This is a genomic window from Stenotrophomonas sp. ZAC14D2_NAIMI4_6 (assembly GCF_003086875.1).
Lineage (GTDB): Bacteria > Pseudomonadota > Gammaproteobacteria > Xanthomonadales > Xanthomonadaceae > Stenotrophomonas.
Map to the genome: position 1 here is coordinate 3,804,150 of NZ_CP025996.1, position 15,346 is coordinate 3,819,495.

General features: G+C 68.0%; 13 protein-coding genes. 4 read left to right on the plus strand and 9 right to left on the minus strand.

Features of this window, described 5'->3' with window-relative positions; translation table 11 throughout:
* Window positions 1-26: 26 nt before the first annotated feature.
* Window positions 27-1,526 (plus strand): glycerol kinase GlpK, encoded by a 1,500-nt coding sequence (glpK, locus tag C1933_RS17285; protein ID WP_108754246.1) that lies wholly within the window; start codon window positions 27-29, stop codon window positions 1,524-1,526.
* A 69-nt stretch (window positions 1,527-1,595) separates the two neighbouring features.
* Here the strand turns inward: glpK and C1933_RS17290 are convergent, their stop codons facing one another.
* Both C1933_RS17290 and C1933_RS17295 read right to left on the minus strand, forming a co-directional pair.
* Window positions 1,596-2,390 (minus strand): MetQ/NlpA family ABC transporter substrate-binding protein, encoded by a 795-nt coding sequence (locus C1933_RS17290; protein WP_108754247.1) that lies wholly within the window; start codon window positions 2,388-2,390, stop codon window positions 1,596-1,598.
* Between the two features lie 28 nt (window positions 2,391-2,418).
* Complete coding sequence (locus C1933_RS17295) at window positions 2,419-3,390, minus strand: YafY family protein (RefSeq protein ID WP_108750356.1); 972 nt, start codon at window positions 3,388-3,390, stop codon at window positions 2,419-2,421.
* An 82-nt stretch (window positions 3,391-3,472) separates the two neighbouring features.
* Here C1933_RS17295 and C1933_RS17300 point away from each other — a divergent pair, with 82 nt between their 5' ends.
* A complete protein-coding gene (locus C1933_RS17300; RefSeq protein ID WP_108754248.1) occupies window positions 3,473-4,072 on the plus strand; it encodes a hypothetical protein in 600 nt (199 codons plus the stop codon).
* A 107-nt stretch (window positions 4,073-4,179) separates the two neighbouring features.
* Window positions 4,180-4,956, plus strand: a complete 777-nt coding sequence (locus C1933_RS17305) for a DUF481 domain-containing protein (RefSeq protein ID WP_108754249.1) — start codon at window positions 4,180-4,182, stop codon at window positions 4,954-4,956.
* 117 nt (window positions 4,957-5,073) lie between these two features.
* On the opposite strand, the gene hemC is transcribed toward C1933_RS17305, so the two are convergent.
* From hemC to C1933_RS20270, 6 genes are all read right to left on the minus strand, one after another.
* Complete coding sequence (gene hemC, locus C1933_RS17310) at window positions 5,074-5,985, minus strand: hydroxymethylbilane synthase (RefSeq protein ID WP_108754250.1); 912 nt, start codon at window positions 5,983-5,985, stop codon at window positions 5,074-5,076.
* A 511-nt stretch (window positions 5,986-6,496) separates the two neighbouring features.
* Window positions 6,497-7,225 carry a LytTR family DNA-binding domain-containing protein gene (locus C1933_RS17315; protein WP_108750352.1) on the minus strand — a complete coding sequence of 243 codons (729 nt, stop codon included), beginning with the start codon at window positions 7,223-7,225 and terminating at the stop codon, window positions 6,497-6,499.
* 10 nt (window positions 7,226-7,235) lie between these two features.
* Window positions 7,236-8,279, minus strand: coding sequence for a sensor histidine kinase (locus C1933_RS17320; RefSeq protein ID WP_199911383.1), 1,044 nt, complete (start codon window positions 8,277-8,279; stop codon window positions 7,236-7,238).
* A 3-nt stretch (window positions 8,280-8,282) separates the two neighbouring features.
* Window positions 8,283-8,942: an alpha/beta hydrolase gene (locus tag C1933_RS17325; protein ID WP_108750351.1), complete on the minus strand. Its 660-nt coding sequence runs from the start codon at window positions 8,940-8,942 to the stop codon at window positions 8,283-8,285.
* A 50-nt stretch (window positions 8,943-8,992) separates the two neighbouring features.
* Window positions 8,993-10,918, minus strand: a complete 1,926-nt coding sequence (mdoH, locus tag C1933_RS17330) for a glucans biosynthesis glucosyltransferase MdoH (RefSeq protein WP_108754251.1) — start codon at window positions 10,916-10,918, stop codon at window positions 8,993-8,995.
* A gap of 366 nt (window positions 10,919-11,284) precedes the next feature.
* The gene (locus tag C1933_RS20270; protein WP_199911384.1) at window positions 11,285-11,455 is read right to left on the minus strand and encodes a hypothetical protein; all 171 of its coding nucleotides are present in this window, start codon (window positions 11,453-11,455) and stop codon (window positions 11,285-11,287) included.
* 216 nt (window positions 11,456-11,671) lie between these two features.
* On the opposite strand from C1933_RS20270, the gene C1933_RS17340 reads away from it, so the two are divergent.
* Window positions 11,672-12,058 carry a DUF2628 domain-containing protein gene (locus C1933_RS17340; protein WP_108750349.1) on the plus strand — a complete coding sequence of 129 codons (387 nt, stop codon included), beginning with the start codon at window positions 11,672-11,674 and terminating at the stop codon, window positions 12,056-12,058.
* 80 nt (window positions 12,059-12,138) lie between these two features.
* On the opposite strand, the gene C1933_RS20490 is transcribed toward C1933_RS17340, so the two are convergent.
* Window positions 12,139-14,673 carry a methyl-accepting chemotaxis protein gene (locus tag C1933_RS20490; protein WP_108754252.1) on the minus strand — a complete coding sequence of 845 codons (2,535 nt, stop codon included), beginning with the start codon at window positions 14,671-14,673 and terminating at the stop codon, window positions 12,139-12,141.
* Window positions 14,674-15,346 lie beyond the last annotated feature (673 nt).

Below are 15,346 nucleotides of genomic sequence, written 5' to 3' on the forward strand. Positions count from 1 at the left end.
TTCCCCATCGCCACCGGAGACGCCCCATGACGCCCCGCTACGTGCTGGCCATCGACCAGGGAACCACCAGTTCACGCGCCATCCTGTTCGATCACGCCGGCGATATCGTCGGCAGCGCGCAGCGCGAGTTCGCGCAGATCTTTCCGCAGCCCGGCTGGGTCGAACATGACCCACGCGAGATCCTCACCAGCGTCTATGCCACGCTGACCGAACTGCTCAGCCGCGAACAGATCGATCCGCGCCAGATCGCCGCGCTGGGCATCACCAACCAGCGCGAGACCACCGTGGTGTGGGACCGCGCCACCGGCCAGCCGATCCACAACGCCATTGTCTGGCAGTCGCGGCAAAGCCAGGCCATCTGCGAGCGCCTGCGCGCGGACGGCCACGAGGCGCTGGTGCGCGAGCGCACCGGGCTGCTGATCGACGCCTATTTTTCGGCCACCAAGGTGCGCTGGATCCTGGACCATGTGCCCGGTGCGCAGCAGCGCGCCGAGCGCGGCGAACTGCTGTTCGGCACCATCGACAGCTGGCTGGTGTGGAACCTGAGCGGCGGCCAGGCCCACGTGACCGACTACAGCAACGCCGCACGCACGCTGCTGTTCAACATCCACACGCTGGACTGGGACGATGACCTGCTGGCACTGCTGGACATCCCGCGCGCCATGCTGCCGCAGGTGCGCGATTCCAGTGCGGTGTATGCGCATACGCGGCCGCAGTTCTTCTTCGACCACCCCATTCCCATTGCCGGCATCGCCGGCGACCAGCAGGCAGCGCTGTTCGGCCAGGCCTGCTTCAGCCCGGGCCGGGTGAAGAACACCTATGGCACCGGCTGCTTCATGTTGATGCACACCGGTGACCAGGCCGTGCGTTCACGCAACGGCCTGCTGACCACCATCGCCTGGGGCCTGCACGGCAAGGTGGAATACGCCCTGGAGGGCTCGATCTTCGTGGCCGGTTCGGTGGTGCAGTGGCTGCGCGACGGCCTGCGCATGATCGACCATGCCAGCCAGAGCCAGGCGCTGGCTGCGCAGGTGCCCGACAGTGGCGGCGTGTACCTGGTGCCGGCCTTCGTGGGCCTGGGCGCGCCCTATTGGCGCAGTGACGTGCGCGGGGCGATGTTCGGCCTGTCGCGTGGCACCAGCAAGGCGCATTTCGCACGGGCCGCGCTGGAGGCCATGGCCTACCAGACCCGCGACGTGCTGGATGCCATGCAGTCCGACGCCGGCATCGCGCTGAGCGAGCTGCGCGCCGATGGCGGCGCGATCGCCAATGATTTCCTGGCCGGGTTCCAGGCCGACATCCTGGGCGTGCCGTTGCTGCGGCCGCGGTTGACCGAAACCACCGCGCTGGGCGCGGCCTATCTGGCCGGGCTGGCGGTGGGGTTCTGGGAAAGCCGCGAGCAGATTGCCGCGCAGTGGGGCCTGGACCGGCGCTTCGAGCCGCAGATGGAGGCGGCCCGCCGGGAAAAACTGTACGCCGGCTGGCAGCAGGCCGTGGCCGCAACCCTGGCCTTCCACGTCGATTGAGATAGGTAGCGCCGGGCCATGCCCGGCGAATCCCGGATACGCCGGGCATGGCCCGGCGCTACCCCAACATCAGAACGCCGGCAGCACCGAGCCCTTGTACTTGGTTTCAATGAAGGTCTTCACCTGCGGGCTGGTGAGCGCCTTGGCCAGCTTCTGCACGCGCGCATCGTCCTTGTTGTCCGGGCGCGCCACCAGGAAGTTCACGTACGGCGAATCCTTGCTCTCGATCGCCAGTGCATCCTGGGTCGGGTTCAGGCCGGCATCCAGCGCGTAGTTGGTGTTGATCAGGGCCAGGTCCACCTGGTCCAGCACGCGCGGCAGCATGGCCGAATCCAGCTCACGGAACTTCAACTTCTTCGGGTTGGACACGATGTCGCGCTGGGTGGAAAGCGCGTTGGTCGGGTCCTTCAGCTCGATAACCCCGGCCTTGTGCAGCAGGATCAGCGCGCGGCTGTTGTTGCTGGGATCGTTGGGAATGACCACGTCGGCACCTTCGCGCAGCTCGGCCAGCGACTTCACCTTGCGCGAGTACGCACCGAAGGGCTCGATGTGCACGCCGATCACCTTGGTCAGGTCGGTCTTGCGATCACGGTTGTAGGCATCCAGGTACGGCTCGGTCTGGAAGTAATTGGCGTCCACCTGCTTCTGCACCAGCTGGTCGTTGGGCTGCACGTAGTCATTGAACACACGCACGTCCAGTTCCACGCCTTCCTGCTTCAGGATCGGCTTGACCACCTCCAGGATCTCCGCGTGCGGCACCGCCGTGGCGGCCACCACCAGTTTCTGCGAGGGCTCACCGGACTTGCCGCAGGCGGTCAGGGCCAGCGCAGCGGCGAACAGGGGCAGCAACAGGGTCTTCTTCATGGGTGCAGGGGGTCTCTCGGGGGGAGGGTCAGGATTTTTCGTAGTTGCTCAGGGCCAGGTCAAGCAGCGCCTTGGCCTGCTCGCGCAGCATCACCGGTTCGACGATCTCGGCGTCGGAGCCGTAGTGCAGCACGTCCATCAGCAGTTCGCGCGAGACACTGTAGGGCACTTTCAGTTCGTAGCGGCCGTCGGGCAGGAAACGCCCCTGCTGCTTGGAATGCCAGTGCTCATCGGCCACCCAGCGCGCCGCCTTGGCGCTGAACAGGATGGTCGCCCAGCCCTTGGGCGCGCCGGAGAAGATGCCGTAGCTTGCGCCCAGCTGCTCGTCCAGTTCGGTGTCGGCCACGTCCCTGGCGCCCTCGTCCACCACCCGCGCCTTGTACACGCGATCCACGGCGAAACTGCGCAGGGCTTCGCGGTCATGGTCCCAGGCATCCAGGTACCAGTTGTCGCGGTAGTGGGTCAGGCGCTGCGGTGACACCGTGCGCCGGGTCGGCTCGTCGGTGGAGCGGGCGCGGTATTCAAATGCCAGCTGCTTGCGCTCCAGCACCGCCGACGCCACGGTGCGGAAGCTGGCTTCGTCGAACTTGCGGCCGCGGTGCGGAATGACCCGCACCCGGTCCACCGGCCAACTGGACACGCCGGCCTGGGCCGCCAGCAGGCCCTCGATACGCTGCTGCAGCGGCGCCAGCACCGACGACAGCACGCCGCCGCCGGTGCGCGCCAGCAGGTGCTGCGATGCCAGCAGGGCATGCAGTTCTTCCGAGCTGAGCCACAGGCCCGGCAGCTCGAAACGATCGCTTTCATCGGCCTGGTAGCGGAAGCCGGCCTCGCCATCGCCCTCGATCGGCGCCATCAGCGCATCGCGCAGGAAGGCCAGGTCGCGGTAGACGGTGGCGCGGGAACAGGCAAGCTTGTCCTGCAGCGTCGCCACCGTCACCGGGTAGCGAGCGGACTTGAGCAGACGATGCAGGGCGGTGATGCGTTCGTATCGGTCCATACCCCCGATTATGTCCGAGTCGCGGGCGTTGTGTGGGGGCTTTGGGCTATCGTGGGCGCCCCCCGCCCCATGGACATGCCCGATGCGCCGGTTGCCCGCCCTGCCCCTGCTGGCCTGCCTGCTGCTGGCCAGCTGCGATCGCGCGCCCGCGCCAGCCACGGCGGCCACCCCGGTTCCCGCTGCCGATGCGGCCCAGGCGGTGCTGGCGGCCAGCCAGCGCTTTGCCGCCCTGCGCAGCTTCCACGCCGAGCTGGACGTGCGCGGCGGCCCGCGCCCGGTGCGCAGCGCGATGGACTTCGTGGCACCGGACCGCTTCCGGGTGGAAACCCCGGCCGGGGCGCAGATCATCATCGGCGACACGCTGTTCCTGCAGGCCGAAGGCGCGATCCGCCAGGTGCCGCTGCCGGCGGGCGCGCTGGAACAGTGGCGCAGCCCGCTGCCAGCCGACGCCGACCCGGCGGCCCTGCAGGTGGAAGACCTGGGCCAGCAATCGCTGGACGGCGTGGCCACGCGCCACTACCGGCTGCGCAGCGGCCCCGGCGAACACCTGGATTACTGGGTGGACGACCAGGGCCTGCCGCGGCAGATCATGCGCAGCGGCACCGCCCAGGACGGCCCCTACCAGCTGCGGCTACGCTATTCGCGCTTCAACGACCCTGCGCTGCGCGTCGATCTGCCCTGAATGGGGCAGTGGCGGCAACGCCTGCTGAAGCGCGCGCCGCGATGGGTCGGCCTGTCGTCGACCATCCAGTATCATCACCGGTTGTTAACCGCTTCGGAGAAGCCTTGATGTCCCTGCGTTTGTCCCTGCTGGTCCCCCTGCTGCTGTGCGCGCCGCTGGCCTACGCGCAGGACGCATCCGAGCTGGCGGCGATGACCTCGCCATGGAGTGGCAGCGGCGGCGAGCTGGGCTTCGCGTCGGCACGCGGCAACAGCAGCACCGAAAGCTTCAACGGCAGCCTGCGCCTGCGCTACACCGACGATGACTGGGTGCACACCATGGATCTGTTCGGCCTGCGCTCCAGTTCCAAGGTGACCGAAACCAACGATGACGGCACCACCACGCGCCGCACCAACACCACGGCCAACCGTTACACCGGCAGCGCCGGCAGCGCGCTGCAGCTGGGCGAGCACCGCCAGCTGTCGGCCAAGGTGCGTTTCGAGCGCGATGACTTCGCCACCTACGACCGCCGCAGCTCGCTGGGTCTGGGCTACGGTACCCGCCTGTGGAACACCGAGCGCTTCTACTTCGACGCGCTGATCGGCCCCGGTGTCAGCCGCACCCACAGCACCGAAGACGACCGCACCCGTACCGGCCTGATCGGCCAGGGCCAGTTCGAGCTGAAGTATTCGCTGACCGACAACACCGACCTGATCAACAACCTGCTGGTGGAATCGGGCTCGTACAACACCTTCGGCCAGAACGACTTCGGCGTGTCGGTGAGCATGAACGAGCACCTGGCACTGAAGGCAGGCTGGCAGGCGCGTTACAACAGCGACGTGGCCGACGACAAGCGCAAGACCGATACGCTGACCACGATGAACGTGGTCTACAAGTTCAAATAAGAAACGGTTTTGTAGAGTCGAGCCATGCTCGACTGCTTGGCCAACAGCAGTCGAGCATGGCTCGACGCTACAGAAGAAGCAGTCGAGCAAGCTCGACTCTACGGAAATCGCGTTCGGTCAGACGTTCAGCAGTTCGCCGGCGCCGGCATCGAGCAGCATCTTCGCTACCTGCTGGCCCAGCGTGTCCGGATCGCTGCCCGGCCCGACCGCTTCGGCGCGCACCGCGCGGCCATCGCTGGCACTGCCCACCAAGCCCTGCAGGTGCAGATCATCGCCCTGCCATTGCGCGATGGCCGCCACCGGCACATGGCAACTGCCATGCAGCGCGCGGTTCATCGCCCGCTCGGCTTCCACGCAGGCACGCGTGCCCGCATCGTCCAGGCCGGCAAACAGGGCCATCAGGCGCGCATTGCCGCCATCACACTCCACCGCCACCGCGCCCTGCGCCGGTGCGGGCAGCCACTGCGGCGGCTGCAGGCGCGCCACGATGCGGTGGCCCAGCCCCAAACGCTCCAGCCCAGCCACCGCCAGCACGATGGCGTCGTAGCCGCCGTTGTCCAGCTTGGCCAGTCGCGTGTTCACGTTGCCGCGCAGATCCAGCAGTTGCAGGTCGGGGCGCAGTGCGCGCAACTGGGCCTGGCGGCGCAGCGAGGACGTACCCACGCGGGCACCGATCGGCAGCGCATCCAGCGAGGCATAGAGGTTGGACACGAAGCCATCGGCCGGGTCGTGCCGGGTGAGCATGGCCGGCAGCGCAAAGGGCGCATCCAGTTCCATCGGCACGTCCTTCAACGAATGCACCGCGCAATCGGCCTCACCGCGCAGCATGGCCAGCTCCAGTTCCTTCAGGAACAGGCCCTTGCCACCGATGGCGGCCAGCGAGCGGTCCAGTACCTCATCGCCGCGGGTGCTCATCGGTACCAGTTCCACGTGCAGGCCCGGGTGGGCCTGGCGCAGGCGGTCGGCGACGTGTTCGCTCTGCCAGAGGGCGAGCGGGCTCTTGCGGGTGGCGATGCGGACGGTTTCCATCAGCACATTATCGCGCCTCCGGCGCGGATACGGCCAACGGCGGAGCCCCTCGTGGCGTCGGCTGGTTGGATGTATCGCGCGTGGCCGGGGCGGTGGGGTCAGGCGGGGACGCCGTTAACCCATCCATGGGGGCTTGGCCGCGGCATCCATGCCGCGGACACCCCGCCTGACCCCACCGCCCCGGCCTCTGACAGTTTCCGTGCGCCGCCGCCACGGAAGATCAGAAGAAAAGAGCAAAAGCGGGTCGCTTCGCTCTGAGTCGAGCGTGGCTCGACTCTACATTTCTTTCCCCACCCGACAACAACTCGGCTCTTGCCGGGCGCGCAGGATTGCGCGCGCGAGCAAGGCGCCTACGAGCCCCCATGGATGGGTTAACGGCGTGTCCCGCGCCCCCACCCCGGCCCGACCCAGCACGTAGAAACAACGAGCCATGACCCGCTGTTGCTGTTGCTGTTGCTGTTGCTTCAGATGTTGCTCGTAAGCGGTCGCGGCCGCAGGCCGCGCGGCACCCCTACAGATGCCGTACTTCCTGCTTCAGCGTCGCCACGCAGCGGCGGCTGACTTCCAGCGGCTGCTTGCCATGCCGCAGCACCGCCTGCACCTGCCCGCCCGTGCCACGCCGCAGTTCCACCAGCTCGTGGCGCGCCACCAGGCAGTTGCGATGAATGCGTACGAAGCGGCTGGCGAACTCCTCCTCCAGCGACTTCAGCGATTCCTCGATCAGGTCTTCGCCGCGTGCGTGGTGCACCACCACGTACTTCTCTTCGGCCTGCAGGTAGTGGATGTCGTCCAGCGGAATCAAGCGCAGGCTGCCGCGCAGGCGCGCGCACAGCATGCTGCGGGCCTGGCCACCGTTGTGCTGCGGCTGGCCATCACGACCGGCCAGGAACGTCCGCGCGCGGGCGATCGCCGCGGCCAGCCGCTCGGCGCGTACCGGCTTCATCAGGTAGTCGATGGCGGCCGCTTCGAACGCCGACAGCGCATGTGCATCGTAGGCCGTGCAGAACACCACCGCCGGGCGCGGTTCGAAACTGGCCAGGTGGCGGGCCGCTTCCAGGCCATCCAGCCCCGGCATGGCGATGTCCAGCAGCACCAGGTCCGGTTGCAGTTCCGCACAGGCGTGCAGCGCCTGCTCACCGTTGCCGGCTTCGGCCACTACCTCGATGCCCTCCTGCGCGGCCAGCAGGCTGCGCAGGCGTTCACGGGCCAGCGGTTCGTCATCGGCGATGACCACCCTCACGGTCGCTCCTTCATTGGATCGGCACTGTCACCTGGCAGGCATAGTAGCCTTCGCTCCAGCCTGCCGTCATCCGCGCACCGCGGCCAAAGCGCCAGGCCAGGCGATGACCGATGCTGTGCTGGGCATGGCCCGCGCCACGTGCCAGCGCCAGCCCCGGCGCCTGCGGGTCAGGTGCGGGATTGCGCACGGTGATCTGCAGTTCATCGCCCTGCCGAGCGAGGTGCAGTTCAATCGTGCCACCTTCCGGCAACCGCGAAATGCCGTGCAGCACCGCGTTTTCCACCAGCGGCTGCAGCACCAGGCGCGGCATCGGCAGCTCCCACGGCAGCGGTTCGTCGCGTTGCCAGCGCACCTGCAGGCGATCACCCAACCGCAGCGACTCAATGGACAGGTAGCGCTCGGCCAGTTCACATTCTTCGCGCAGGGTGGCATCGCCCTCGCCCGCGCCCAGCGCCGCACGGAACAGATCGGACAGATCCAGCACCGCGCGCTCGGCCACGGCCGGGTCACGGTGCAGCAGGCTGGCGATCAGGTTCATGCTGTTGAACAGGAAGTGCGGGCGGATGCGCGCCTGCAGCGCATCGGCCTGTGCGCGTGCATTGGCCCGCAGCTGCGCGGCCCAGCGATCACTCACATAGAAATAGCGCAGCGCCAGCGCGGTGATCAGCGCGGTGGTGGCGGCACTGCCCAGGGTGAAGCGCAGGAAGCTGATGCCACGCGTGAAGTTGTCACCCAGGACGGCATACAGCGCATGGATGATGGCCGCGCAGGCCACGGCGATCAGCGCCGCCAGGGCCACGGCGGCGACCGCGCCCAGCGATTCGGGCAGGCGTGACAACGGCCGCCGCAGCGCACACAGGCTGATGCTGACGGCCAGCGCCAGCCACAGGGCGAAGCCGCTGGCCGAAGCCAGCTCGCCCAGCGTCCAGTGCCGGCTGCCATCGGGCGCCAGCGCCAGCACCACCACCACCAGCTCGGCCAGGCCCAGCATGGCCGCCAGCCGCGGCAGGCGGCACAGTTCCGGCATCCATGGGGCGGCGCTGGCAGCGGCCATGGCTCAGGCCACGCCCAGCCGTTGCTGCAGCCAATCGCCCAGCGCGTCGATTTCCTCGGCGCAGACCTGGTGGGCCATCGGGTAGCTGTGCCACTGCGGCTGCAGCCCCAGATCGCGCAGCACCTGCGCGCTGTGCTCGGCCACCGGCAGCGGAATGACCGGATCGCCAGTGCCGTGGGCCATGAACACCGGCACATCCACGGCGCCTTCCACACGGGTGGCGCTCTGCGCGTCGGGCAGGTAGGTGGAAAGCGCGATCAGGCCGGCCAGCGGTGCGGTGCGCGCCAGCGCGGCGCTCAGGATCACCGCCCCACCCTGCGAGAAGCCCGCCAGGAAGATGTGGTCGGCGGCGATGCCGCGCTCGATCTCGCGGGCGATCAGCGCGTCCAGCTGCGCCATCGATTCACGCACGCCGGCCATGTCGGCGCGCGAACGGAAGTCCATGCCGACGATGTCGTACCAACCGCGCATCGGCACACCATTGTTGATGGTGATCGGCCGCACCGGCGCATGCGGGAACACGAAGCGCAGCGCTGGCCAGTGCGGGCGTACCAGTTCCGGCACGATGGGTGCGAAGTCGTGGCCGTCGGCGCCCAGGCCGTGCAGCCAGATGACCGACCACTGCGGCGAAGCGCCGGTTTCCTGTTCCACCGTTTGCAGCATGTTGCGGCTCCTGTACGTTCGAGCCGCATTATGCCGGTGCCACGCGGGGATCAGTACAGCGGCGGCTGTTCGGCAGCCTCGCGGCGCAGCTGCGCGGCGCGCACCAGTACCGGCGGCGGCAGATTCTCTTCGGGAATATCCAGCAGGCCCAGGCGATGCAGGAAGGCACCGGGCGCACGCGAAGAGGTCAGCGCCACCACCGGAATGGCCAGCACCATGCCGATCACCACCGGCGCCATCCAGGCCGCCAGTGACGGCGACACGGCCCACGCCAGCAGGCCCATGAACGCGCCGAACAGGCCCAGCCCGCCGTAGCCGCGTACCAGCGCCCACCAGGAAATGCCGCCGTCGTCGCGCTGCTGCGCATCCCAGCCCGAATCGCGCCCGGACAGCACTTCGGCCACGCCGCGCGACTGCACGTACATCACCACCGGCGCCATCAGGGCGGCCAGCACGGTTTCCACCAGCATCGACACGAACGCACGGATCGCACCACCACAGCCGCGGCGATCCACCGGGTCCAGCAGCATGGCCAGGTAGCCCAGCACCTTGGGCATCAGCAGCACGGCCATGGTGGCGCCGAACAGCCGCACCACCTGCACCTCATCCTGCGCACGCCAGTAGACGCTGGGCGACAGATGCAGCACGGCATTGAAATCGATGCCTTCCTGGAACAGCGGGATGGCGATGCCGATCAGCATCAGCATGCCCCACATCGGCGCGGTGAAGTAATGGCCGATGCCGATCAGCATGTGCACCCGGCTGATCCAGTGCAGGCCACGGCTGCCCACTACCTTGCCGTGCTGCAGGTTGCCCTGGCACCAGCGGCGGTCGCGCACCAGCAGATCGGTCAGGGTGGGCGGGCCTTCCTCATAGCTGCCGCCCAGGTACGGCACCATGTGCGCGGCCCAGCCACCGCGGCGCATCAGCGCGGCTTCCACGAAATCGTGGCTGAGCACGTGGCCGCCGAAGGGCTTGCGCCCCGGCAGCGCCGGCAGCCCGGCGTGGTCGGCGAAGGCGCGGGTGCGGATGATTGCGTTGTGGCCCCAGTAATTGCTCTCGGCACCGTGCCACCAGGCCACGCCGCGGGCGATGACCGGGCCGTACACGCGGCCGCCGAACTGCTGCATGCGGGCGAACAACGTACGACCGCCGATCACCGACGGCAGGGTCTGGATCAGGCCGACGTCGGCGTTGTGTTCCATGCCGGCCACCAGGCGCACGATGCTGTCGCCGGTCATCAGGCTGTCGGCGTCCAGGATCAGCATCTGCGGGTAGGCACCGCCGAAGCGGCGCACCCAATCGGCGATGTTGCCGGCCTTGCGGCCGCTGTTGTCGCTGCGGCGGCGGTAGAACAAGCGCACCTGGCCGTCGGGCACCAGCTCGCGCAGTTCGTTGAACACCACCTCTTCGGCGCGGGCGATGTCCTCGCGGCGGGTGTCGCTGAGCACGAAGAAATCGAAGCGCTGCAACTGGCCGGTGGCCGCCACCGATTCATAGATGGCACGCAGGCCGGCCAGCAGGCGGCGCGGATCTTCGTTGTAGGTGGGCATCAGCAGCGCGGTCCGGCTGTGCACCACCGGCAGCGGCTTGTCCGGGTCGATGCCCAGGCGGTAGCCACGGTCGAACACCGCGGTCAGGAAGCCGGCCACGGCACTGGCGAAGGACAGCGCGATCCAGGCGAACAGGCCGACGAACAGCACCAGCAGGCAGGCTTCCAGCACGCTGATGCCATTGCCCGACAGCACCCGCCACATCATGCGGGTGGCGGCGGCGGTCATCACGGCCGTGCCGCCCAGGATGTACAGGCGGCGCAGGCCGATCAGGCGCGGCGAGGTGCGGTGGCGGCGCACCTTCAGCGCGCCCTCGCCCAGGCTCTGCTCGGGCATGACCAGCGGCGATTCGGCAGGCAGCAGGGCCCAGCCGGCATCCAGTTCCGGGTTGCCCGTGCTCGGAATGTGGGTTTGAACTTCCATGCAGGCCTATTCCGCCCAGGCGCCGCGCCCTGCCATCCCGGCCGGGCTGCATGCACCAAGGTTCCCGGCGCGCCTTCCCGGCGCCCGCACTTGTCCACTCTGCGGGGGCTTCACGCCGCGCAGTCGATGTCTGTCACTACCGGAACCCACACGATCTCCAACGGGGCGGAATCGAAAAAATGCGGCCCAGTCTAGGCGGGCAAATGTAAGCCCAGTGCGAAGGTTTGCGCCGGGAAATGTCCCCATTCAGCGATCAGCAGGCGAGCGCCGGGCTGGATCGTGACAAATGAGAACAACTCTCATGAACAGGCGCTGGGGTGGGCCGGTCGCGCTGGTCAGCCAACGCGATCCCGGCCCCGGCGGGTATCACTCGTCGGCCAGTGCCGGTGTGTTGGCGGCACCACTGGCCGCCGCGCGCGCGCGCTCCATCGCCACCGCCAGTTGCTGGCGGGCGAGCAGTTGTTGTGCCTGCACCACTTCAGGTGTCGGCAGAAGCACCGGTCCCGGTGCGTTTTCCGGTGTAGCAGCTGTGGTCATGCAACCTCCATGGACATTCCGCCAACGCCTGGATGAAGCCGGGGCGCCAGCGGAACTGCGCACCCTATCCTAAAAACAAGGCGGGTGGGTGACGGTGCGACCGCCCGACGCGGCGAATTCCTGAGCAAGGCGTCACATTTTTGACGCGACCCTGTACCACCTGAATGCGCCGCCATTTATCATGAAAACGTTTTCTTACAGGGATGTCCCTACTCAATGAATGCCGTAGACCTCTCCCGCTTCAGTCCGAAGTGGCAGTTCCGCTTTGCCTTCTACCAGCAGCACGGCGCCCCCAAGGAGCCTGGCTTCAAGCAGGCCTGGAAGGCCCTGTCCTTCGGCGACCGGCTGAAGATCAACCTGAACTTCTTCGCCTTCTTCTTCGGCGCCATCTACCTGTTCATCCTGGGCATGTGGCGCAAGGCGATCGTGGTGATCGGCATCAACATCGTGCTGATGGCGCTGGCCTTCGTACTGCCGGAAATCGTCGCCCGCGCCCTGTTCATCGCCACCAATTTCCTGGTGGCCTCCAGCACCAACTACGCCTACTACCTGGAACAGGTGAAGGGCAGCACCAGCTGGAACCCGTTTGAAGGAATGTTCTGAGCGAATCAGACCTGCGCACGGACGCGCGGCAAGGATGCAAACGACGCCCGGCCCCCGCCGGGCGTCTTCATTTCCAGCCTTCAGGCGGCGCGCAGCACCTTCGCCGCCGTGGCATCGGCCTGCAGACGGAAGCGCGACACCGCCACCGCCAGCTGTTCGGCCTGCTCTTCCATGGCCCGCGCAGCGGCCGTGGCTTCTTCCACCAGTGCGGCGTTCTGCTGGGTGGTTTCGTCCATCTGCACCACGGTCTGGTTCACCTGCTCGATGCCGGCGGACTGCTCGCGCGAGGCGGCCGAGATCTCGGCCATGATCTCGTTCACCCGGCCCACCTGGCCCACGATGTCCTGCATGGTGCGGCCGGCACCGTGCACCAGCTGCGCACCGGCGCCCACATGGGCCACCGAGGCATCGATCAGTTCCTTGATTTCCTTGGCTGCTCCCGCCGAGCGCTGTGCCAGCGCGCGCACTTCGCTGGCCACCACCGCGAAACCGCGGCCCTGCTCACCGGCACGCGCCGCTTCCACCGCCGCGTTCAACGCCAGGATGTTGGTCTGGAACGCGATGCCGTCGATGACCGAAATGATTTCGGCAATACGCTGCGACGAGCTTTCGATCTGTTCCATGGTCTGCACCACCTGGCCGACCACCTGCCCGCCTTCGCTGGCCACGCCGGCCGCCGACGCCGCCAGGCTGTTGGCCTGCTGGGCGTGTTCGGCGTTCTGGCGCACGGTGGAGGTCAGCTCTTCCATCGACGCGGCGGTTTCTTCCAGGTTGGCCGCCTGCGTTTCGGTACGGCGCGACAGATCGTTGTTGCCCGATGCAATCTCGCCGGCGGCCAGACGGATGCTGGCGGCCGACTGCTGGATCTGGCCGACGATCTGGGTCAGCTGCTGCACGGTGCTGTTGGCATCGTCGCGCATCACCGCGAACACACCGTGGAAATCACCCTGCATGCGCGTGCTGAGGTCGCCGGCGGCGATTGCGCGCAGCAGCGTGGACAGCGCGGCCAGGTTGTGGTCGCTCACCTGCATCATGGTGTTCAGGGTTTCCACCATGCGGCGGAAATCATGCTCGAAGCGCTGGGCATCGCCGCGCACGGCGAAATCACCGGCAGCGGCAGCGGCGGCCAACTGCTGGATCTGATCGTTGATCGCGCCCAGGTTGTTCTTGGTGGTGGCCATGGCCGCGGTGAACACCGCCTTTTCGCCCGGCAGCGCTTCCATGTCCACGCTCAGGTCGCCCACGGCGTAGCGCTGCATCACTTCCACCAGGCGCTGGGTGACCGCATTGCTGGACGCCACCAGCTGGTTGCTGTCGGCCACCATGCGGCCGTACTCGCCCGGGAATGCCGAAGCATCCATGCGGTAGCTGATCTGCCCGGCATCGTGGCGCTGCGCCATCTCGGCCTGGGCGGCCATGACCGCCTGCAGCTGGCCACGCATGCTCTGCATCGCCTCCAGCAACCGGCCCACTTCATCGTTGCTTCGCGCGGGCATGGCCGAATCCAGCTTGCCGGCGGCCACATCGCCAGCGATGCGCACGGCTTCGGCCAGCGGACGGATCGCCAGGCGGCGCAGCAGCACGTACACGCCGGCACTCAGGGTCAGCGCGGCCACCACGCCCACCAGCAGGGTCAGCCACAGCAGCTGGCGCGCTTCGGCCACGATCACTGCATGCGGCACCACCACGCCCAAGGCAAATCGCTGCGGTGCGTTGCCGATCTTCAGCGGCACGTACAGGCGCACGTTGCCGGCATCGTCCGGCTCGAAGGCTTCCACGGTCTTGTCGGCGGCAATCTGCTGCAGCATGGCGCGGGTGCCGGCATCGCTGCGCGGCTTGCCGATCTCGGCCGGGTTGGCCGCGGCCAGCACCACGCCCTTGGGCGACAGCAGCTCGACCCGGCCGGCGCCCATCGGTGCCAGCGTGGCCAGGTGCTTCTGCAGGGCGGCCAGCGAGAAATCAACGGTGAACACACCCAGGAACGTGCCGTTCTCCACGATCGGCGTGCTCAGCGTGCTCATCAGCACCTGCTGGCCGCCGATGTCGTAGGCGTAGGGTTCGCTGACCTTGGGCAGCTTGTCGCGGCTGGGGCCCACGTACCAGTCGGCAGAGCCACTGGCGCTGTCGGTGTAGTCGGTCATGGGCGACTGGGTCGGCTTGCCGTCCTGCCAGGCCCAGTAGCTCATGTAGCGACCGGTGGCGTCGTGCGCCTCGGTGTTCACGAATTCGGCGTCCTTGCCATCGAAGGCATCGGCTTCCCACATGGTGCTCTTGCCCAGCCATTCCGGGTGCGCGTGCAGCTGCTCGCCGATGATGGCGGCCAGGCTGGCGCGGTCGGGCACATCGCCGCGTGCGCGCTGGGCCAGGACGGCCTCGGCCATGGCGTCGTTGCTGGCAAAGGCAGTGCCCAGGTCGGCGGCGACCTTGCGTGCCTCGGCATTGGCTTCGCTGGCCATGGTCTGGCGCGAGGCGTTGATCAGGCTGCTGCTGGCCTGGCGGTAGATCAGGAAGGCGGTCAGGCCGAAGCACAGCAGTGCGATCAGCGCGGTACCCAGCATCAGCTTGTGGGCAATGCTGCCGGGGCGACGGGCAGCCGTAGAACGGGAAGGCGACATGGAAGGATCCGCAGGTGATTCAGGACAACCGGCACCGGTGGGGGCACCGCGCAGATGCGCGATCCCTCGCGCGGGCCACCTTCCAGAAGAAGGCGCGCACCGGGTTAACGGCCGCGCGCCGCACAGGTTGAGCCGAACCGGGCGCCGAAGCTGAACGCGCTCAGTCTCGTGGGCTGGCCAGGTGCCCGGCGCGCGCGGGGCTTCATGTCCGTCGAGCAAGCTCGGCGCTACGGGGAACCCGGGTGCCCGCCGGCTCGCGCCCGTTCGTAGAGTCGAGCTTGCTCGACTGGCGCGGCGCCGCCGGAATTTATGGCCGTCGAGCAAGCTCGACGCTACGGGGAATGCCGGTGCCGCCGGCGCGCGCCCGTTCGTAGAGTCGAGCTTGCTCGACTGGCGCGGTGCCGCCGGCGTTCATGGCCGTCGAGCAAGCTCGACGCTACGGGGGATGCCGGTGCCGCCGGAGCGCGCCCGTTCGTAGAGTCGAGCTTGCTCGACTGGCGCGGTGCCGCCGACCTTCACGGCCGTCGAGCAAGCTCGACGCTACGGGGAATGCCGGTGCCGCCGGCGCGCGCCCGTTCGTAGAGTCGAGCTTGCTCGACTGACGCGGTGCCGCCGGCGTTCATGGCCGTCGAGCAAGCTCGACGCTACGGGGGATGCCGGTGCCGCCGGAGCG